16 protein-coding genes are annotated in these 20,045 nt (G+C 63.8%); 5 read left to right on the top strand and 11 right to left on the bottom strand.

Annotation, left to right across the window (positions count from 1 at the left end):
• Positions 1 to 64: 64 nt before the first annotated feature.
• Entirely contained in the window at positions 65 to 433 is a 369-nt protein-coding gene (locus HV711_RS01545) for a nuclear transport factor 2 family protein (protein ID WP_013590638.1), read from the bottom strand.
• 296 nt (positions 434 to 729) lie between these two features.
• On the opposite strand from HV711_RS01545, the gene HV711_RS01540 reads away from it, so the two are divergent.
• The 4 genes from HV711_RS01540 (at position 730) to flhC (ending at position 4,594) form a co-directional block, all read left to right on the top strand.
• Positions 730 to 1,611 (top strand): helix-turn-helix domain-containing protein, encoded by an 882-nt coding sequence (locus HV711_RS01540; RefSeq protein WP_051224101.1) that lies wholly within the window; start codon positions 730 to 732, stop codon positions 1,609 to 1,611.
• Between the two features lie 324 nt (positions 1,612 to 1,935).
• Positions 1,936 to 3,159 (top strand): YeeE/YedE family protein, encoded by a 1,224-nt coding sequence (locus HV711_RS01535; RefSeq protein WP_035480256.1) that lies wholly within the window; start codon positions 1,936 to 1,938, stop codon positions 3,157 to 3,159.
• Positions 3,160 to 3,689: 530 nt separating this feature from the next.
• Positions 3,690 to 4,010, top strand: a complete 321-nt coding sequence (gene flhD / locus HV711_RS01530; protein ID WP_006052742.1) for a flagellar transcriptional regulator FlhD — start codon at positions 3,690 to 3,692, stop codon at positions 4,008 to 4,010.
• Positions 4,011 to 4,024: 14 nt separating this feature from the next.
• Positions 4,025 to 4,594, top strand: a complete 570-nt coding sequence (flhC, locus tag HV711_RS01525; RefSeq protein ID WP_013342731.1) for a flagellar transcriptional regulator FlhC — start codon at positions 4,025 to 4,027, stop codon at positions 4,592 to 4,594.
• Positions 4,595 to 4,743: 149 nt separating this feature from the next.
• Here the strand turns inward: flhC and HV711_RS01520 are convergent, their stop codons facing one another.
• From HV711_RS01520 to HV711_RS01475, 10 genes are all read right to left on the bottom strand, one after another.
• Entirely contained in the window at positions 4,744 to 6,072 is a 1,329-nt protein-coding gene (locus HV711_RS01520; protein WP_035480253.1) for an Nramp family divalent metal transporter, read from the bottom strand.
• A 58-nt stretch (positions 6,073 to 6,130) separates the two neighbouring features.
• Positions 6,131 to 7,333: an acyl-CoA dehydrogenase family protein gene (locus HV711_RS01515; RefSeq protein ID WP_013590642.1), complete on the bottom strand. Its 1,203-nt coding sequence runs from the start codon at positions 7,331 to 7,333 to the stop codon at positions 6,131 to 6,133.
• 213 nt (positions 7,334 to 7,546) lie between these two features.
• Positions 7,547 to 8,203: a methionine ABC transporter permease gene (locus tag HV711_RS01510; RefSeq protein ID WP_035480251.1), complete on the bottom strand. Its 657-nt coding sequence runs from the start codon at positions 8,201 to 8,203 to the stop codon at positions 7,547 to 7,549.
• Positions 8,196 to 9,356, bottom strand: a complete 1,161-nt coding sequence (locus HV711_RS01505) for a methionine ABC transporter ATP-binding protein (RefSeq protein ID WP_035480248.1) — start codon at positions 9,354 to 9,356, stop codon at positions 8,196 to 8,198. The genes HV711_RS01510 and HV711_RS01505 overlap by 8 nt, the downstream gene beginning before the upstream one ends.
• A 13-nt stretch (positions 9,357 to 9,369) precedes the next feature.
• Positions 9,370 to 10,776, bottom strand: a complete 1,407-nt coding sequence (locus HV711_RS01500) for an LLM class flavin-dependent oxidoreductase (RefSeq protein ID WP_035480245.1) — start codon at positions 10,774 to 10,776, stop codon at positions 9,370 to 9,372.
• A gap of 40 nt (positions 10,777 to 10,816) precedes the next feature.
• On the bottom strand, positions 10,817 to 11,656 hold the full coding sequence (locus HV711_RS01495) for a MetQ/NlpA family ABC transporter substrate-binding protein (RefSeq protein ID WP_035480242.1): 840 nt from the start codon (positions 11,654 to 11,656) through the stop codon (positions 10,817 to 10,819).
• Between the two features lie 215 nt (positions 11,657 to 11,871).
• Complete coding sequence (locus HV711_RS01490; RefSeq protein WP_035480240.1) at positions 11,872 to 13,476, bottom strand: efflux transporter outer membrane subunit; 1,605 nt, start codon at positions 13,474 to 13,476, stop codon at positions 11,872 to 11,874.
• Positions 13,477 to 13,489: 13 nt separating this feature from the next.
• The gene (locus HV711_RS01485) at positions 13,490 to 16,675 is read right to left on the bottom strand and encodes an efflux RND transporter permease subunit (RefSeq protein ID WP_035480237.1); all 3,186 of its coding nucleotides are present in this window, start codon (positions 16,673 to 16,675) and stop codon (positions 13,490 to 13,492) included.
• A 70-nt stretch (positions 16,676 to 16,745) separates the two neighbouring features.
• The gene (locus tag HV711_RS01480; protein WP_035480234.1) at positions 16,746 to 17,954 is read right to left on the bottom strand and encodes an efflux RND transporter periplasmic adaptor subunit; all 1,209 of its coding nucleotides are present in this window, start codon (positions 17,952 to 17,954) and stop codon (positions 16,746 to 16,748) included.
• Positions 17,955 to 18,011: 57 nt separating this feature from the next.
• The gene (locus HV711_RS01475) at positions 18,012 to 18,866 is read right to left on the bottom strand and encodes an alpha/beta hydrolase (RefSeq protein ID WP_035480341.1); all 855 of its coding nucleotides are present in this window, start codon (positions 18,864 to 18,866) and stop codon (positions 18,012 to 18,014) included.
• 172 nt (positions 18,867 to 19,038) lie between these two features.
• Between HV711_RS01475 and HV711_RS01470 the strand changes: the two genes are divergently transcribed.
• Positions 19,039 to 20,043, top strand: a complete 1,005-nt coding sequence (locus HV711_RS01470; RefSeq protein ID WP_035480232.1) for a LysR family transcriptional regulator — start codon at positions 19,039 to 19,041, stop codon at positions 20,041 to 20,043.
• The last annotated feature ends 2 nt before the right edge of the window (positions 20,044 to 20,045 follow it).

Here is a 20,045-nt window from a genome sequence, read left to right as displayed (position 1 = left end):
TGATCTCCCTGAACGATGAGCGGTGGCGGCGGTGATGGCTGCGACGTCGGTGAGCGGCGGTTGGTCAGGCGCCCGCCGGCACCTGATCGAGGAAGCCGGTTACCGTCTGCAGACGCCCGTGCGCGTCGACGGTGCCGAAGTCGGAACCCTTGACGAGCGCGTCGCCGGCGGGCGTCAGCAGTTCCCACGAAAAGCGCAGGCGGTTGCCGAACCCGTCGACGTCCGTCGAGCGGCGAAACGTGTGGCCGGCAAAGCGCTCCTGCACGGCACGAATCATCGCGTCGATGCCGTCGTGGCCCGAGCCGGCCATCAGCGGGTCGCGGTAGTCGGCATCGCTCGCCCAGGTCGCGGCGATCAGCTCGCGGCGGCGCGCGCCATCGGTCTCGTTCCATGCGTCGAAATAGCGGTCGATCAGATCGGTATGCGCGTTCATTTCCTGCTCCTGTGACTGGATTGAGCGCTACGCTCGGCATCCGGGCCGGATGCGGCGGGCTCGGAGTGAAGATTCGCGGTTTGCACGGCGCCGGTCGATTACGTGAGAGGTAATGGTTGCGCAGCGCGGGTGGCGGGGTGCGCAATGCGCCGAGATGCCATGACCGGCCACGAGGCTGGGTTACGCAGTCATGCGCGGCGGAGCGCGGTGACGTGCAGCGTGGTGCCCCGGCGCGCGGCCCGCTTTACCTCGCAGGTAATGGATTGCCGCGCGGCGCTTTGGCTATCATCGGCGGCATGAACACACTTTCTCTAGCTCAAGGCGCCCCGTCCGCGCCGCCCACGGCTAGCCGCAGCGTCGGCGATCTGCTGCGCGAATGGCGCCAGCGGCGCCGAATGAGCCAATTGCTGCTCGCCGCCGAAGCCGACATTTCGACGCGGCATCTGAGCTTCGTCGAGTCCGGCCGCGCGATGCCGAGCCGCGAAATGGTGATGCATCTCGCCGAGCGGCTCGACGTGCCGCTACGCGCGCGCAACGCGCTGCTGATCGCGGCGGGTTACGCGCCGCTCTTTCGCGAACGCCCGCTGGCGGATCCGCAGCTGAGCGCCGCGCGCGAGGCCGTCGAGCTCGTGTTGAAGGGCCACGAGCCGTATCCGGCACTGGCCATCGACCGTCACTGGACCATCGTCGCGACCAACAATGCGCTCGCGCCGCTCGTCGCGGGCGCGAGTCCGGACCTGCTGAAGCCGCCCGTCAACGCGTTGCGGCTCAGCCTGCACCCGGACGGCATTGCCACGTCGATCGTCAACTGGCACGCATGGCGCGAACATGTGCTCGCCCGGCTGCAACGGCAAATCGACGTGAGCGCCGACGACACGCTTCGCGCCTTGCGCGACGAGCTGGCCGCCTACCCGCCCCCGCCCGGCGCCGAAGCGCCCGACGCCGGCGACAGTCCGCTCAACCAGATCGCCGTGCCGCTGCGGCTGCGCACGCCGCTCGGCGAGCTGTCGTTTTTCAGCACGACGACGGTATTCGGTACGCCCGTCGACGTGACACTCTCGGAACTCGCCATTGAAGCGTTCTTCCCCGCCGATCCGCAAACCGCGGCGGCATTGCGCGAAGCGGCGCAGAGCCAGCCCGTGGGCGGCGCTGGCGAGCAGAGAACAGCGGGGGCTTGAGCGCGCGCTCGGGGACTGCGGCGCGGACGGGTCCGGCGCTCGGACGGGCGGCCGATGCCGCCGTCTGCGTCTGGGCCTGAGTACAGCCGGCGCCTCAACACCGAGCGCGCTGCCGCCCATCAACCGTCGGCGCTTGAACAGTTGACGCCTCTCAGCGCCGCACCCGCCCCATTTCGTCGCAAGCGGCCACCGTCTGCCGCCCCGCCGCCCGTCTGCGCGAATCAGCCCGACATGCTATCTTTTTCGATTCCCATTGCACCTTTCCCCTGCCACAGGACGACGCCCGCGAGCCGCAGGCGCGCGTGAGTCGCCTGCGTACTCATCATGTCCGAACTTTCCACTTCGCTTTCCCGCGCGCCCCGCCGCTTCGACCTCAATCCGAAACCGCTTGCCGCGGCGCTTCTGCTGATCGCGCTAGGCGCCGTCTATCTGGCGCAGACGGTCAGCGGCCGCCAGGCCGCACTCTATATAGTCGGCGCGCTGCTCGGCCTGTCGCTTTATCACGCGGCGTTCGGCTTCACGTCGGCCTGGCGCGTATTTATCGCCGATGGCCGCGGCGCCGGGCTGCGCGCGCAAATGCTGATGCTCGCCGTCGGCGTGACTCTGTTTTTTCCGGCGCTGGCGTCCGGCAGCCTGTTCGGGCACCCCGTCGTCGGGCTGGTAGCGCCCGCGGGCACCTCGGTGCTGGTCGGCGCTTTCATGTTCGGCGTCGGCATGCAGCTCGGCGGCGGGTGTGCGTCGGGCACGCTGTACACGGTCGGCGGCGGCAGCACGCGGATGATCGTCACCCTCGCGGCATTTGTAACCGGCTCGGTCGTGGCCACGGCGCATATGCCGTTCTGGACCGCGCTGCCGTCGCTCAAGCCGCTTTCGATGGTCAAGACGCTCGGCGCGGGCCCCGCCATTGCGCTGAATCTGGCGATTTTCGCAGCGATCGCGGCGCTGACCGTATTCATCGAGCGGCGCCGGCACGGACGCCTCGTCAATGAGCCGGTGCGCCCGCCGCGCGCCTCGCCGTGGCTGCAAGGGCCGTGGCCGCTCTTTGCCGGCGCGATCGCTCTCGTGCTGCTCAATTTCGCGACGCTCGCGCTGTCGGGCCGCCCATGGGGCGTGACTTCGGCGTTCGCGCTGTGGGGCGCGAAGCTTTTTGCGGCGCTGGGCGTGGATGTCGCCAGTTGGCCGTACTGGGCGGCCGGCGCGAATGCGGGTGCGCTCGCCGCGCCTGTTACACATGACGTCACCACGGTCATGGACGTCGGCATCATTCTCGGCGCCATGGCCGCCGCCGCGCTGGCCGGGCGTTACGCACCCGTCTGGAAAGTGCCGGCGCGCTCGCTGATCGCCGCGGTGGTGGGCGGCCTGCTGCTCGGCTACGGCGCGCGGCTCGCCTACGGCTGTAACATCGGCGCGTACTTCAGCGGCATCGTCTCGGGCAGCCTGCACGGCTGGCTGTGGCTCGCCGCTGCCTTTGCCGGCAACGTGCTCGGCACACGCCTGCGCCCGGCCTTCGGACTCGAAGTCGAGCGCGTGCGCCGCACCGGTTGCTGATCCTTACCCAAGAAGTTACAAAGTCGCCGCGGTTTGTAACTGGGGCGGCACCGATCCGTTACAACTTTAATCTGTCCCCAAAGCGCAAAAAGAATGCGGCATTTATTACATAGTCCGCGTTGGCTTTTCCTCTTTGCTCGCTTCAGTCTTATTTACCGGTTGTGCGCACAACCATCTGCTGTTGCGCGGACGATACGCCGAGCGCCCCGCCAGACAAGGGTTTTCACGGGTCAGACAATTCCTAACGAGGCTCGGAAACCCGTCCCGTATGGCCTATTACAGGCGCGTGAAATTCTTACCGAAATTTGATGCATTTTTTCGAGATATTTTTTTGAGAAGGGATTGATTTCTTGTTTTGCCCTTCATACAATTCGTCCCAAGCTGTTACGAAATGTAACGCGATGTATCAAAAGGTCGCCATCTGTATCAAGGGGGCGACTCGTAGCCGAAGGACAACGTTTTCGGCGAGGCACAAGAGACATAACGGCGAAAAGCCGACTTAGTAATTCGGGGCTTCGGAAACAGAGAAAATGGACCGTAGCAGCGAGACGCTGGACTCAATCCGCGAGATTAACCTGTCGTACATCATGCTCGCGCAACGCATGTTGCGTGAGGACAAACCGGTCGGCATGTTCCGGCTGGGCCTGTCGTCGGAACTGGCGGATCTGCTTGCCGGGCTGTCGCTCGCGCAGATCGTCAAGCTGGCCTCTTCCGACCAGCTTTTGTGCTTCTTCCGCTTCAACGACCACTCGATGTTGTCGGCGTTGACGCAAACGACGAAGCACACCGCAGTTGCACCGACTCACGCGGCCATCCTGCTTGCAGGCCAGCCCGCCGAGCAATTTGCCTGATCGAGGTGACTGCGATGCAAAAGCGTAGCCTGACGGAAGACGCACAAGAAGTGTTTCGCGCCATCGCGCTGATCGAACTCGGCGCGCGCATGCAGGTGCTGGAGAGCGAACTGACGCTCTCGCGCGATCGCATGATCCGCCTGTATCGCGAGGTGAAGGGCGTATCGCCGCCCAAGGGCATGCTGCCGTTTTCGGCGGACTGGTACATGACGTGGCTCGCGAACATTCACGCTTCGCTGTTCTACAACACGTACCTGTTCCTCAAGAACGAAGCGCGCTGCTCGCATCTGGACGCGCTGACGAAGGGATACCGGCTGTATCTGGAGCACTGCAAGCACAGCGAAACCGAACCGGTGCTGGACTTGACGCGCGCCTGGACGCTGGTGCGTTTCTTCGACGCAGACATTCTGCAGTTGACGAAGTGCTGCCGTTGCACCGGCAAGTTCGTCGCGCATAAGCACGATTTGCAGCATAACGTGGTGTGCGGCGCATGCCAGCCGCCGTCGCGCGCCGGCAAGACAAAGAAGGCCGCAGCGGCTCGTCAGGAAGCCATCGAAGCGACCCAGGTCGCCGAAGCCGCCTGAGAGACGACCGCCTCATTCACGATAAGGGCTGGTCCGCCCGAGTCGTACCGAAGCCTTAATTACCCAGTCCGCGCAGAGCATTGTCTGCGCGGACTTTTTGTTTGCACGGCGCGACAGCTACCGGACGTGCGCGCGTGAGCGTCAGCGCGCTAGCTCACCAGCCCCACCGTCTGCACGACGAGCCAGAGGTTCGCCGCGGTAATCACCGCAAAGAGCGTCCACGCGACTACCTTGGTCAGCAGCGTATTCGCGAACTCGCCCATCAGCGCACGGTCGCCTGTCATGCGAATGAGCGGATACAGTGCGAACGGCAATTGCAGGCTCAACACCACCTGGCTCGCCACGAGCAGCTTGCCAACCGCGCCGTTGCCCATCATCTGCACGCCGATCAGCGCGGGAATCAGCGCGAGCGCGCGCGTGATGAAGCGCCGCTGCCAGCACGGAATCTTCAGCTTCAGGAAGCCTTCCATGATCACCTGGCCCGCCACCGTGCCGGTGAAGGTCGAGCTTTGCCCCGATGCCAGCAGCGTGATGGCGAACAGCACCGCTGCGAAACCGGTGCCGACAATCGGCGCGAGCAGTTTGTAGGCGTCCTCGATTTCGGTGACCTGAGTATGGCCGGTCGCATGAAACGCGGCCGCCGCGAGAATCAGGATCGCCATGTTGATCATCAGCGCGAGCAGCAGCGAGACGATCGTGTCGAGGCGCGACATGCCGATGGCGGAGCCGATGCTCGCGGCATCGCGCTTGACCGCGCGCGTCTGCACGATCGACGAATGCAGATACAGGTTGTGCGGCATCACGGTCGCCCCGAGAATGCCGATGGCGAGATACAACGGCTCGCGCGAATTGAGCGCCTGCCACGACGGCATCAGCCCTTGTGCGACCGCCGGCCAATGCGGCTTCACCAGGGCCAGCTCGATCACATAACCTACGCCGATGGTCGCAATCAGACCGAGCATGATCGCTTCGAGATCGCGGAAGTTTTTTCCCTTCAGGCCGAGCACGATCAGTGTATCGAATGCGGTGAGCAGCACGCCTGTCGTCAGCGAGCATTTGAAGAGCAGATGAAAAGCGAGCGCGCCGCCGAGCACTTCCGCGAGGTCGCACGCAATGATGGACAGCTCGGCGAGCAGCCATTGAAATCGCGCGACGGCCGGCGAATAACGCGCGCGCGATAACTCAGCGAGGTCGCGCCCGGTGACGGTGCCAAGACGCATACTCAGACATTGCAGCGCCATGGCCGCGAGACTCGCGAGCATGACGACGAACAGCAGGCTGTAGCCGTAACGCGAGCCGGCTTCGATGTCGGTCGCCCAGTTGCCCGGGTCCATATAGCCGATCGAAACCAGTAGGCCGGGGCCTGCAAACTGCAGGATCTTCTTCCAGAATGGCGCGCCTTGCGAGACGGCGACCGTGCCTTGCACCTCGGATGGGCAAAAGGGCGCCGTTGCCGTGGTCGGTAGTTTGAACTGCAATCCGGAGTCTCTCGAGGGGAATAAAAGCGCGGTGCAGAGGGCTGCGCCGCGGACCGCCTCAAGTGTACAAAGAAACTTCCGGCAATGTCCCGCTCAGTGCATAACGGCCGACGTCGCGCACGCGATAGTCGAGTGGATCGTGCAGCGTGTGCACGCGCGCGTTGCGCCAGAAGCGGTCGAGCGCCAGCGGTCCGTGCGTGGCGCGCGCGCCGCAGGCGTCGAACAGTTTTTCGCTGACGTCGAGCGCCGCACGGTGCGCGACAATTTTCGCTTCGGACGTGGCGAGCGCCACATGCGCACGCGCTTGCGCGGAAAGCGCCGGGCCTTCGCGCCATGCGGCGTCGAGCGCCTGCGCGGCGCGCACCGCCAACGCCTCCGCACTCACCGCCTGAATGCGCATTTCGCCGAAACGCTGGATCAGATAGGGATCGTCGGTTGCTTTCGCCACGCCCGAGTTCAGCCACGGTTTGCCGTATTGCGTGACGTAGGCGCGCGCTTCGTCGAGTGCGCCTTGCGCGATACCCACGAACAGGTTCGTCATGACCTGCTGGGAGACGAGCGTGCGCAAACTCGCGTACGGTGTATCGGCGCGTTGCAGCACTTCATCGGGCTCGACCCGGACTTGCGTGAAAGACACGCTGCCGCTGTCGGTCTGCCGCTGGCCGATCGGATTCCAGTCTTCATTGACGGTGATGCCCTCGCGCGTGGTCGGCACCGCTGCAAACACGGCGTTGCCCGAGAGCGGGTCTTGCGCGGAAACCGTCATCATCTGCGAGCCGCGCGTGCCGGAGCAAAAGCCCTTCTGACCATTCAGAAGATAGCCGCCGTCGCCGGTTGCCGTTGCAACGAGACGCGTGTCGAGCGGATTCACCGCATTGCCCCACCACCAGCGTTCCTTCACTGTGCCGCGCAGGTAGCGCTCGCGCTGCTCCGCGTTGCCCCAGACATGGATGCTCACTTCCTGCAGGAACGTGAAGCCGAGCAGATGCGCAAGCGCGCTGTCGACCTGCGCGATCTTGCGAATGATCTCGTAGATGTCCGGCCACGACGCGCCTTCGCCGCCGAACTCGCGCGGCACGGCGAGCGTGAGCAAGCCGGCGTCGGCGATCCACTGCTTTTCCTGCGCGGCGTGACCGCCCGCAAGATCGCGTTGTGCAGCGCTCGCATGCAATGCCTCGAGCAGGGCGGCGAGATCGCGCACTGCCGGCGCGGCGGGCGCCTCGCGCTTTTGCAGCGTCGCGGGGTGGCCAGGATCGTTCATGCTGTATCCACGTGTGAGGTGTTGAGGGCGAACAAGCGGTGCAGATGCGACTGACGCGAATGATGCGACTGATGCGAAGCGACCTCGCGCCGTCCAGCAGGTTTCATGATAGGCGGTGATGCGCTCGACCGATAGGAGCCGCGGCATTCGTCATGCAAAAACGCTGCGGGGCGGCCGGCGCGAGATTTCAGATCATGCGCGCAGCGCGCGACATCAAGCCCGCTGCGCGAGCCGCCGCACGAAGCGGTCGCCCACCTGCTGCACCGTCGTCACGATGGCAATGAGCAGCACGATCACGGTAACCATCACCGTCGTGTCGAAACGCTGATAGCCGTAGCGGATCGCCAGATCGCCCAGGCCGCCCGCGCCGACGGCGCCCGCCATCGCGGAAGAGCCGATCATTGCGACCACCGTAATCGTGAAGCCGCCGACAATGCCGGGCAGCGCCTCGGGCAACAGCACATGCCAGATAATGTGCCGGCGCAGCGCACCCATTGCCTGCGCTGCTTCGATCAAGCCTCGGTCCACTTCGCGCAGATTCACTTCGGCCACGCGCGCGAGAAACGGAATCGCGGCAATGCTGAGCGGCACCACGGCCGCCCATACGCCGATGGTCGTGCCGATCAGCAAACGCGTGAGCGGCAGCAGCGCGACGAGCAGAATGATGAACGGCGTCGAGCGGAATGCATTGACGAGCGCGCCGAGCGTGCTGTTCACCGCGCGCTTTTCGAAGATGCCGCCGCGCGTGGTGGTGACCAGCACGAGCGCCAACGGAACGCCGACGAGCGCCGCGATCAGCGCGGATACGCCGACCATCACCACCGTATCGCGTATCGCACCGACAAGTTCGGACAGCCAAAGATCAGACATAGCCCAGTACCTCCACCTGATTCGCGTGGCCGCGCGCGCGGTCGAGCAACGCCGCAACCTGCGCCGCTACGGCGGCATGCCCGCTTGCACGCACCTCGGCGGACACAATGACGCGCCCTTGTGCGTGTCCCTGAATCCGGTCGATGCCGCCATGCACGAAGTTCACGCTGCTGTCCCCGGTACTCAGCGCACGCGCGAGGGCGGCGAGGTCGGGGTCGCGTTCGGCGTCGCCGGTGAAGCGTACGTCGAGCAGCACGCGGACGTCGGTCTGGTCGATCCCGGCGAGCGGCTTCACGCGCTCGGCAAGATCCGCAGGCAAGTCGTGCACCAGGGTGCGCAACAACGCTCGCGTCGCATCGTGTTGCGGGTCGCCGAATACGCGCCACACAGGACCCGTTTCCACCACGCGCCCGCGCTCGATCACGGCGACCGTATCGCACACCTCACGAATCACCTGCATTTCATGCGTAATCAGCACGACGGTCAGATTCAAGCGCCGGTTGATGTCGCGCAACAGAGCGAGAATCGCTTGCGTCGTTTCGGGATCGAGTGCGGACGTGGCCTCGTCGCAAAGCACGATGTCTGGGTCCGTAACGAGCGCGCGCGCAATGCCCACACGCTGTTTCTGCCCGCCCGACAGGCTCGCGGGATAAGCATCGCGCTTCGCCGCCAGCCCGACGAGTTCGAGCAGCGCATCGACTTTTTTGTCGATGGCGGCTTTCGGCACGCCGGCAATTCTGAGGGGCAATGCAATGTTCTCTCGCACCGTCTTCGCCGACAGCAGGTTGAAGTGCTGAAATACCATGCCGATGCGCCGGCGCAGCGCGACCAGCCCGCGTTCGTCCAGTTCGCCGACATTCACGCCGTTCACGGTCACCGCACCTGAGCTCGGTTTTTCGAGTCCATTGACAAGGCGCAGCAGCGTCGACTTGCCCGCGCCGCTGCGGCCGATGATGCCGAACACCTCGCCGCGCGCGACGTTCAACGTCACGTCCGCGAGCGCCGCGGTCGAAGCGCCGCGTGCGCCGGCAAATACTTTACCCACATTATCGAAGACGACAGCCGCCTGGGTCGGCGCTGCATTCGAACGCTCATCGACTGTCAGCGACGGCGCGTCCTCAATAAACTGCGGCACGTCGAAAAGAGTGGCCATGGCTTTACTCCTGTCAGGCTTCCACGATTTGCTTGACGCCGTTTTCCAGCGGACGACGATGCCGCGCGCCGGCATGCGCATCCGGCAAACGCGCGCGGCCGGCGCCGAACAGCTTCTCGCGCAGCGTCGGCGCTGGGTCGTAATCTTCCTTGTAGACGCCGCGGTTTTGCAGCTCGGGCACAACCAGATCCACAAAGTCCTCGAACGACTCCGGCATGACCGTGCGCGTCAGATTGAAACCGTCCACGCCGGTCTCTTCGATCCACGACACGAGTTCATCCGCAATTTGCTGCGGCGAGCCGACCACCGGTTTCGCGCGGCCGCCGAGCGTCATCTGCTCCAGCACCTTGCGCTTGGTCCACACGCCGCTCACGCTCTTTTTGGAAATGGCCTCGACTGCGGATTGCATCGACTCCGTCTTCACATACGAGATGGGCTCGTCCAGTTCGTACTGCGAAAAGTCGATACCGGTCGAACTCGAAAAATGCGCGATGCCGCCTTCGGCACTCGCATAGCGCCGGTATTCTTCGAATTTCTCCTGCGCCGCACGCTCCGTCTCGCCGACCACGACAGTGATGCCCGCGAAAATCCTGATGTCGTCGGGCGCACGCCCAAAGCTCACCGCACGGGCGCGAATGTCCTCGACAATGGAGCGCGTCAACGGCTTGTTCTGGCCGCCGACAAAGACACATTCCGCGTGACGTGCTGCAAAATCCACGCCGCGGCTGGAAGAACCCGCCTGGTACAAAACGGGCGTGCGTTGCGGGGAAGGCTCGCTCAGGTGAATTGCGTCGAGCGAATAATAGGGGCCGTCGTGCTTCACGCGATGCACCTTGCCTGGCTGAGTAAAAATACGCGCCGCGCGGTCGCGCACCACGGCATCGTCTTCCCAGCTCCGCTCCCACAGCTTGTAGACCACGTCCATGTAGTCGTCGGCGCGATCATAGCGGTCGTCATGACTGATCTGCTGCGCGAGACCCATGCCGCGCGCGGCGCTGTCGAGATAACCCGTCACGATGTTCCAACCGACGCGGCCCTTTGTGAGGTGATCGAGTGTGGACATGCGGCGCGCGAACAGATACGGCGGCTCGTAGGTCAGATTCGACGTGACGCCGAAGCCGATATGCCGCGTCACGTGCGCCATGGCCGGCACGATGAGCGCCGGATCGTTGATCGGAATCTGCACGGCTTCGCGCAAGGGCGTATCGGGGCCGCCCTCGTACACGTCGTATACGCCGACTATATCCGCGAGAAAAATGCCGTCGAACTTACCGCGTTCCAGCGTTTGCGCAAGACTCGTCCAGTAATCGAGGTCCGTGTAATGTGCCGAGCGGTCTCGCGGATGCGTCCACAAACCGTGATTGATGTGTCCCACCGCGTTCATGTTGAACGCGTTCAGCAGGATCTTTTTCTTCGGCATAAGCTGGCTCCTGTCGTTCCTTCAGCACGAAAGCCGCCGCTTACCACGCGACTGCGTAGAGATTGCCGAATGCCTTGTCGAGCGCCGCGCGCACGGCCGGCGAATGCTGGTAGATCGAGATGAACTTGCGGATACGCGGATCGTTCACGCTTTCGGGGCGCACCACCCATTGGATCGCATAGTTTTTGTTCTCCAGGCCGTCGAACAGCAGTGCGCTATTTGGGTCCGTCGTGCCGGCGAGTTTGATGAAGCTCGGGTAGCCTTGCGCAAGGTCGACGTCGTCAAGCGAACGTGCAAGCTGCGAGGCTTCCAGCTGAATGATCTTCAGATGCTTCGGGTTATCGGTAATGTCGAGCGTGGTCGCGCGATAGTCGATGCCCGGCGTCAGCTTGATCAAACCTGCTCGTTGCAACAGCAACAAACCGCGCCCGCCATTCACGGGATCGTTTGCGATCGCCACGGTCGCGCCGTCTTTCAGCTCGTCAAAGCGTTTGATCTTCTTCGAGTACAGACCGATCTTCATGATCGTGCCCGGCGCGATGGCGACAAAGTTATAGCTGCCCTGCTTCTTCGCGTTCTCGAGAAACGGAATGTGCTGGAAGTAATTGACGTCGATGTCCTTGTTCGCGAGCGCGGCGTTCGGCGTATTCCAGTCGGTGAATTCGATCACCTTCACATCCAGTCCCTGCTCTTTCGCCTCGCGCACCGCGATCTTGAGTGCTTCGATTTGCGGGCTCGTGGCTGTGCCGATCTTCAGCGTGGGCGCATCCGCTGCCAATGCGGGCACGGCGGGCAAGGCGAGTGCTAGAGCGAAGGCGCTGAAAAGCGCGAACGCCGGCGCACGGAAAAAGCGCCGCGCGTGAGAAAGAACAATGCGCATGGTGGACTCTTATGGAAATGTGATGAGGTTCGCGGCGGGCCTGGTCGACGGCCTGTGCCAAAGTGCGAATCATCATAGAGGCCACGGTGCCGGCGGGTCTACGAAGCGATTGTTCAAAGGAAAGCGTGAAAAAAGATTTGCCGCATAAAAAAACCGGACCGCGCTTGCGGCGCGATCTGGTTGTGCTTCCACACTCTATGCGGCGATAGCAGCGTTTAGCGCTTTGCCACCTGTTCGGCAGACGCCGCCGCAGAAGCAGGCGCTGCCGCCGGGGAACCGGGAGCCGCCGAACCCACCGCCGTATCCGACGCCGGCATATCGCCCCAGCCGCCGCCGAGCGCACGAATCAGGTTGACGGTGGCGACTGCCTGCGTGCCCTGCAAGTGGCTCGCCTGCAACTGCGTGCTCAAAACCTGCCGCTCGCCGTCGATCACGTCCAGGTAGCTCACCGCGCCCTCCGTGTACTGCGTGCGCGACAGCCGCGCGGCGCGCTGCGACGCCTGCACCGCATTGTTCTGCTCGCGCATCTGGTCGTCGAGCAAACGCAGATCGGCCAGGTTGTCCTCGACTTCGCGGAACGCCACGAGGACCTGCTGACGATATTGCGCGACGTCTTCGTCGTAGCGCGCGCGAGCCTGCGCGAGATTCGCCTTGCGCCGGCCGCCGTCGAAGATCGGCACGGTCAACGCGGTTCCGGCCAACGGTCCGAGAATAAACGCGCGGCTCGACCACATGAAGAGATCGCCCAGGGTCGCCGATTCATAACCGAATGCGCCGGTAATGTCGAGCTTCGGGAAGAACGCGGATTTCGCGAGACCCACGCGCGCGTTCGCCGCCGCCATTGCGCGCTCGGCTGCCGATACGTCAGGCCTGCGTTCGAGCAACGCCGAAGGCAAACCGGGCGGCACCCGCACCGTGACCGGCGTGAGCGGCGCTTCGGCGAACGAGAACTCCGCGGGAGGCTTGCCGAGCAGAATCGCGAGACTGTGTTCCGACGCCGCGCGCTGACGTGCGACGCCGACGGCATCGGCGCGCGCGCTCGCGAGTTCATTGCGGGCACGCGACACATCGAGTTCGCTGATATCGCCTTCCTTGAAACGACGCTCGATGAGCTTCAGCGTATCCTCACGCAGCGCCACCGTGCGGCGATACAGGTCCTGGTCGGCGTCGAGCTCGCGCAACTGAAAATAGTTTTGCGCAACGTCGGCCTGCAACGACAACTGCACCGAGCGGAACAGCGCTTCGCTTTGCTGCTCGTCAGCGCGCGACGCGTTCACGTTCGAACCGACTCGTCCGAACAGATCCGCTTCATACGACGCGCCCACCTGTGCGCGCCAGATGGTGCCGGTCGTGCCGCCCACGCTGTCCGGCTGCAATTGCGAGGCCGCCGACGCGCGTTCGCGGGTCGGGCCGAAGCCCGCGTCGAACTTGGGGAACCAGTCCGACCTGGCTGCCCGCGTCACCGCACGCGCCTGCTGCACACGCGCGGCTGCCGCCTTCAGGTCCTGATTCGCAGCGGCCGCCTGCTCTTCCAGCGCGTCGAGTTGCGGGTCGCCGAAAATCTTCCACCATTGCCCGCGATGCGCGTCGTCGGCGGGTTGCGCGGTCTTCCACGTGCCGGTGTCCTGAGCCGAAGGAGCCGCCCCCGCCGCGCCAGCCGACGCACCCGAAGCCGCTGCCGGCGCTTCCTTGAACGCGGCCGGCGTATCCACTTCAGGACGCTTGTAGGTGGGCTCCACCGAGCACCCGGCGACGAGCGCAAGCAGCAAACCGCTGGCTGCCGCACGGCCCCATCCACTCAAAATCTCAACGCGTTTCATTGTTGTTCTCTCCTCAGGCGTCTGTGACCGGCGCGCCAATACGCGGCGCGTCCTTTTGCGCGACGTGAATCGTCCCGCCTGCCAACGTACGCAGTACCACATAGAACACCGGCGTCAACATGAGCCCGAACAGGGTCACGCCCAGCATGCCGAAGAACACCGCGACACCCATTGCGTGACGCATTTCCGAACCGGCGCCGGTCGACAGTACGAGCGGCACGACACCCATGATGAATGCGATCGACGTCATCAGAATCGGCCGCAGACGCAAGCGGCTTGCTTCAATCGCTGCCGAGAGCGGCGTGTGCCCGTCGTGCTCCAGCTCGCGAGCGAACTCGACGATCAGAATCGCGTTCTTCGCGGACAGCCCCACCAGCACCATCAAGCCGATTTGCGTGAAGATGTTGTTGTCGCCGCCGGTGAGCCACACGCCCGCCAGCGCGGACAGCACGCTCATCGGCACGATCAGGATCACGGCGAGCGGCAACGTCAGGCTTTCATACAGCGCGGCCAGCACGAGGAACACGAGCAGCACGCTGATCGGGAATACCCACAGGCCCGCATTGCCGGCGAGAATCTGCTGATACGTGAGGTCGGTCCATTCGAGCTTCACGCCGCGCGGCAGCACCTGCGCCGCCACGCGCTCGGCCGCAGCCTGCGCCTGGCCCGACGAGTAGCCCGGCGCCGGTCCACCGTTAATGTCGGCCGCTGTATAGCCGTTGTAACGCACCACCATCTCGGGACCATACGTCGGCGTGACCGTGACGAGCGACGACAACGGCACCATGTCGCCCGCGGAATTGCGCGTCTTCAGTTGCAGGATGTCGTCGGCGCGTTGACGGAACGGCGCATCCGCCTGCACCCGCACCTGATACACACGGCCAAAGCGGTTGAAGTCGTTCACATACAGCGAGCCGAGATAGATCTGCATCGTATTGAAGACGTCCGTGACCGGCACGCCGAGCTGCTTCGCCTTCACGCGGTCGAGATCCACGTTCAGCTGCGGCACGTTGATCTGGTAGCTCGAGAAGGTCGGGCCGAGTTCAGGCGTTTGCGCCGCCTTCTTCACGAATGCTTCGGCAGCCTTGTTCAATTCCGCGTAACCGAGCGCGCCGTGATCCTCCAATTGCATCTTGAAGCCGCCGAGCGTACCGAGACCGAGCACCGGCGGCGGCGGGAACACCGCGACGAACGAGTCCTTGATCGCGCCATACTGCTGATTCAATGCGCCCGCAATTGCCCCTGCCGAGAGCTTGCGGTCGCCGCGCTCCTTGAACGGCTTGAGCGTGACGAACACGATGCCCGCGCTCGAGCTATTGGTGAAGCCGTTCACCGACAAACCCGGGAACGCCACCGCGCTTTCCACGCCCTTCTGCTTCAGCGCAATCGCGCTCATGTCGCGAATGACCTTTTCCGTGCGATCGAGCGACGCGCCGTTCGGCAGTTGCGCGAACGCAATCAGATACTCCTTGTCCTGCGCGGGCACGAAGCCGCCCGGCACGATGCGCGCCAGCAACACGGTTGCGCCGACGAGAATGGCGTACACCGCGAGCATCGCGCCCTTGCGGCGCAGCACGCCCGTCACGCCGCGACCATAGCCCTGCGAGCCGCGATGGAACACCTTGTTGAAGCCCTTGAAAAAGCGGCCCAGCACGCGGTTCATCACACGCGTCAAGAAGTCTTCCTTCGCGCCGTGGCTGCGCAGCAGCATGGCGGACAATGCCGGCGACAGCGTCAGCGAATTGAATGCCGAGATCACCGTGGAGATCGCGATGGTCATCGCGAACTGCTTGTAGAACTGGCCGGTGAGACCCGTCATGAACGCGAGCGGCACGAACACGGCGACGAGCGTGAGCGCAATGGCGATAATCGGCCCGCTCACTTCCTGCATCGCCTTATACGTTGCATCGCGCGCACTCAACCCGTTTTCGATGTTCCGCTCGACGTTCTCCACCACGACGATCGCATCGTCCACCACGATCCCGATGGCAAGCACCATGCCGAACAGCGAGAGCGCATTGATCGAGAAACCGAACGCGAGCAGCAGCGAGAACGTCCCCACAATCGACACAGGCACCGCGATCAACGGAATGATCGACGCGCGCCACGTCTGCAGGAACACGATCACGACGATCACCACCAGCGCGATGGCTTCGAGCAGCGTATGCACGACCGCCTCGATGCTCGAACGCACGAACTGCGTCGGGTCATAGACGATGCGGTATTCGACGCCCGCAGGCATGTCCTGCGCGAGCTCCTTCATCGCCGAGCGGACTTCGTCGGAAATTGCGAGCGAGTTGGCGCCCGGCGCCTGGTTGATGGCGAGCGCAACCGCCGGCTTGTTGTCGAGCAGCGAACGCAGGCCGTATTCCGACGCCGCGAGTTCAATGCGCGCGATGTCGCGCAGATACGTCACGCCGCCGTCGGGCGCAGTCTTCACGATGATGTTGCCGAATTCGCCTTCCGTCCTCAAACGGCCACGTGCATTCACCGACAACTGCAACTGCGTGCCCGGCACCGAAGGCGATGCGCCGATCACACCGGCTGCCACCTGAATGTTCTGCTCGCGAATGGCATTAACCACTTCGGTCGCCGTCAGACCGCGTTGCGCGACCTTCTGCGGATCGAGCCACACACGCATCGCGTAGTCGCCCGAACCCCACAACTGCACCTGGCCCACGCCCTGAATACGCGCGAGACGATCCTTCACGTTCAGCAGCGCGTAGTTGCGCAGATACGTCATGTCGTATCGATCGTTCGGCGAGATCAGGTGGACCACCATGGTGAGCGTAGGCGAGCTCTTGATGGTCGTCACACCGAGCCGTTGCACGTCTTCCGGCAGACGCGGCAGCGCCTGATTCACGCGGTTCTGCACGAGCTGCGTGGCGAGGTCCGGGTTGGTGCCGAGCTTGAAGGTCACCGTCAGCGTGAGATTGCCGTCGCTATTGGCCTGCGACTGCATGTACAGCATGTTCTCGACGCCGTTGATCTGCTCTTCGAGCGGCGAAGCGACCGCTTCCGCGATCACCTTCGGATTGGCGCCCGGATATTGCGCGTGCACCACGACCGACGGCGGCACCACTTCGGGGTACTCGGAGATCGGCAGCTTGAAGAGCGAGATCACGCCCGCCAGCAGCACCAATACCGATAGCACGCCCGCGAAGATCGGCCTGTCGATGAAGAATTTGGATATGTTCATTGGAAGCTCTTGATGTTTGGAGCAAGCGGTTGGAGCATGCGCCGCGCACTCAATGGCGCGGTGGCGACGCTCACGAGTTCTTGTCCGCTTTGGCGCGCGCCTGCGCGAGCGGCGCGCTGTTCGGGTCCTGATCGGTCGTCATGGGCACCATGTGCGCGCGCACCGCGTCGCCCGGCCGCACGCGCTGAACGCCGTTGACGACGATGCGGTCGCCCGCTTTCAGGCCGCTCTTCACGACGCGCAGATTGCCCTGCATGTCGCCCACCGAGATCTCGCGGTAGGCGACATGATTGTTCTGGTCGACCACCAGTACGAACTTCTTGTCCTGGTCGGTGCCCACGGCGGCGTCGTCGATCAGGAGCGCGGGATGCGGTTCGCTGCCGCCCACTTTCACGCGGGCGTAGAGGCCAGGAATGAGCGTGCCGTCCTGGTTGTCGAAACGCGCGCGCACCCGGATGGTGCCCGAGGACGTATCCAGACGGTTGTCCACCGACTCAATGGTGCCGCTGCGCGAGTAGCCGGCTTCATCGGCGAGGCCGAGTTCGACCGGCACCTTGCTGCCGTCTTTCGCGCGACGCAGATACTGCAGATACGTTTGTTCGTCGGCGTCGAACGATGCGTAGATCGGCGAAACCGACACGAGCGTGGTGAGCGGCGCCGAACCTGCACCCGCCGACACCACGTTGCCCACCGTGATCTCGGCGCGCGACACGCGGCCCGACACCGGCGCCACGATCTTCGTGTAGCCGAGATTGATGCGCGCGGTTTCGAGCGCGGCTTGCGCGGCCTTCAGGTTCGCGCTCGCTTCGCGCGCGGCGTTCTGCTTCTCGTCGTAGTCGCGCTTGGCGATGGCGTTGTCGGCGATCAGGCGTTGCGCGCGCTCCCAGTCGCTTTGCGTGTAGCCGGTACGCGCCTGCGCGGCCGCGAGCTGCGCTTCGGCACGGTCCACTTCAGCCGCGTACGGACGCGGGTCGATCACGAACAGCGTGTCGCCCTTCTTCACGAGCGCGCCGTCCTTGAAGTTAACGGACACAATGGTGCCGGACACCTGCGGACGGACGTCCACTTTTTCCACCGCTTCGAGACGGCCGGAATAGCTTTGCCAGTCGGTAATCGTCTTTTGCACCACCGTGGCGACATCCACTTCAGGCACGATGGTCGGCGCGGCAGGCGAGCTTGCGTCCACGCGAATGGCGCCGAAGGTGCCGAGGCCGGCAAGGACGATCACGGCGAGCGCGGCAACCGCCACGCGGCGACGGGAAAGAGGAAGGATAGTCATGTGTAGCTCCCGGTATTGTTAATTAAAGTTCTGCTCGTTTCTGGTTCAGCGCCGCATTTACCGATGGGCGCGCGCATCGAAGCGCCACTGAAAAAATCGCACTGCCTCCTGCAAGGCGGGCGGATGATCGGCGAGCGCCGCATGCGAGACCGCCGGATAGCGGACCACCTGGGTCAGCACACCCGCGTCGATGAGGCTGCTCGCGTACTTCTCCGCCTCGACGTGCAGCACGTCGTTTTGCGCCGTCGCGATCAGCGTGGCCGGCAGGCCCGCGAGCCGCGACGACTCGAGCGGCGCCGCATACGGGTGCATGCGCTGCGACGCCTGCGGCAGATACGCGCGATAACAGGCCGCGCATTCTCTTGCCGTGATGTCCGAGCCGAGGCGCTTTTCATCGCCAAGGCGCGTGAGACTCGGGTCCAGCATCGGCCCGAACAACGCCTGGGCGGCGATCTGCACGTCGCCGCGATCGCGCGCGATAAAGGCAAGGCAATTGGCCAACTGGCCGCCCGCATCGTGGCCGGCCACGCCAACTTTCCTGCTATTGCCGCCAAATGCACGCGCCCGCGTCTGCACCCACAGCGCCGCGCGGTGCGCGTCTTCCGGCGCAGCGGGAAATGGAAACGCCGGCGCGAGCGAGTAACCCACCGACACCACCAATGCAGGTAAATGCTCCGCGAAATAGCGCGACGCAAAATCGGCCTGCTCGATCGACCCCTTCGTAAAGCCGCCGCCGTGAAAGTAAATCAATACCGGCAGTGCGGTTTTCTTCGGCTGACGGTACAAACGCAATGTGATGTCCTGTGCGTGTCCTTCTATCTGTACGTCCGTGACTTCCAGCGCCGTGCTGTCGGCCTCGGCCGGCGCAACGCCGGCAGGCACAAAAGAGTACGGCGGTTTGAATGCATCCATGTCGAGCCGCGCAATGCGCAAAGAACTTCAATGGTGCGAATTGTGGGTTCGGCAGACTCGTAAATAAATGCCTATAATCCGGCAACACAATTCGGCGCCTCTGAACAATCACTCCGATTGCCCGGTGGATTCGAATCCTGCTCAGTACGCCTGCCCCTTCTGGAGGTTTGCAATGGACCGGCTTCAGGCCATGCAAGTGTTCACGCGTGTCGTCGACACCAACAGCTTTACCCGCGCGGCTGAAACGCTCGATCTGCCGCGTGCCTCGGTTACCACCATCATTCAGAACCTCGAAGCGTTCCTCGGTACGCGGCTCATGCACCGCACCACGCGGCGCCTGTCGCTCACGCCGGACGGCGCGGCGTACTACGAACGCTGCGTGCGCATCCTCGCGGACGTGGAAGAGACCGAGGCCAGTTTTCAGAGCGGCAACAAAAAACCGCACGGCAAGCTGCGCATCGACATGCCCGGCTCGATTGGCCGCTTGCTGGTGATTCCGCAGCTATGTGAATTCCATAAGCGCTATCCGGACATCGATCTGCAGCTCGGCTTGTCCGACCGGCCGGTCGACCTGCTGCAGGAAGGCGTGGATTGCGTGGTGCGCGTCGGCGCGCTGCAGGATTCCTCATTGGTAGCGCGACGCATTGGCCTTTTTGAAGGCGTGACGTGCGCGGCTCCCGAATACATTCAGCGGGCCGGCATGCCGACTTCGCTCGAGGACCTGGACAATCACAAAGCAGTCAATTACTTCTCGAGTCGCACGGGACGCACGATCGATTGGGCATTCCTGGTTGATGGTAAAGAGGTTGAAGTAAAAATGAAGAGCATCGTGTCGGTGAACGACGCCGATGCCTACGTGACCTGCGGGCTGGAAGGTTTTGGCCTGATTCAGCCGGCGCTGTTCATGGTGCTGCCGCATTTGCGTTCCGGCCAGCTCGTTGAAGTACTGCCCGAGTTAAAGCCCTTGCCAATGCCTATTTCGGCAGTCTATCCGCACAGTCGGCATCTGTCGCCTAAAGTCCGTGTTTTCGTAGACTGGATTGCCGAAGTATTCGACCGCTGCCCATTGCTGAGCGGCCGCAGCACGCTCGACACTGCTTGCTCGAAGCGCACATTCGAAGAACTCGAATCCGCTCCCGCACTCGACACACCCGTCGTGTCGGAGTGGGTCGCGTGATG

The sequence above is a fragment of the Paraburkholderia phenoliruptrix genome (genome assembly GCF_902859825.1).
Taxonomy (GTDB): Bacteria; Pseudomonadota; Gammaproteobacteria; order Burkholderiales; family Burkholderiaceae; genus Paraburkholderia; species Paraburkholderia phenoliruptrix.
Note: the sequence above shows the minus strand (reverse complement) of the source record. Positions and strands in the feature narration are given on the sequence as shown.

Excerpts from the sequence above, each read along its gene's own strand:
- HV711_RS01545 (WP_013590638.1), bottom strand. The coding sequence starts at position 433 with ATGAACGCGCATACCGATCTGATCGACCGCTATTTCGACGCATGGAAC.
- HV711_RS01540 (WP_051224101.1), top strand. The coding sequence starts at position 730 with ATGAACACACTTTCTCTAGCTCAAGGCGCCCCGTCCGCGCCGCCCACG.
- HV711_RS01535 (WP_035480256.1), top strand. The coding sequence starts at position 1,936 with ATGTCCGAACTTTCCACTTCGCTTTCCCGCGCGCCCCGCCGCTTCGAC.
- flhD (WP_006052742.1), top strand. The coding sequence starts at position 3,690 with ATGGACCGTAGCAGCGAGACGCTGGACTCAATCCGCGAGATTAACCTG.
- flhC (WP_013342731.1), top strand. The coding sequence starts at position 4,025 with ATGCAAAAGCGTAGCCTGACGGAAGACGCACAAGAAGTGTTTCGCGCC.
- HV711_RS01515 (WP_013590642.1), bottom strand. The coding sequence starts at position 7,333 with ATGAACGATCCTGGCCACCCCGCGACGCTGCAAAAGCGCGAGGCGCCC.
- HV711_RS01510 (WP_035480251.1), bottom strand. The coding sequence starts at position 8,203 with ATGTCTGATCTTTGGCTGTCCGAACTTGTCGGTGCGATACGCGATACG.
- HV711_RS01505 (WP_035480248.1), bottom strand. The coding sequence starts at position 9,356 with ATGGCCACTCTTTTCGACGTGCCGCAGTTTATTGAGGACGCGCCGTCG.
- HV711_RS01500 (WP_035480245.1), bottom strand. The coding sequence starts at position 10,776 with ATGCCGAAGAAAAAGATCCTGCTGAACGCGTTCAACATGAACGCGGTG.
- HV711_RS01495 (WP_035480242.1), bottom strand. The coding sequence starts at position 11,656 with ATGCGCATTGTTCTTTCTCACGCGCGGCGCTTTTTCCGTGCGCCGGCG.
- HV711_RS01490 (WP_035480240.1), bottom strand. The coding sequence starts at position 13,476 with ATGAAACGCGTTGAGATTTTGAGTGGATGGGGCCGTGCGGCAGCCAGC.
- HV711_RS01485 (WP_035480237.1), bottom strand. The coding sequence starts at position 16,675 with ATGAACATATCCAAATTCTTCATCGACAGGCCGATCTTCGCGGGCGTG.
- HV711_RS01480 (WP_035480234.1), bottom strand. The coding sequence starts at position 17,954 with ATGACTATCCTTCCTCTTTCCCGTCGCCGCGTGGCGGTTGCCGCGCTC.
- HV711_RS01475 (WP_035480341.1), bottom strand. The coding sequence starts at position 18,866 with ATGGATGCATTCAAACCGCCGTACTCTTTTGTGCCTGCCGGCGTTGCG.
- HV711_RS01470 (WP_035480232.1), top strand. The coding sequence starts at position 19,039 with ATGGACCGGCTTCAGGCCATGCAAGTGTTCACGCGTGTCGTCGACACC.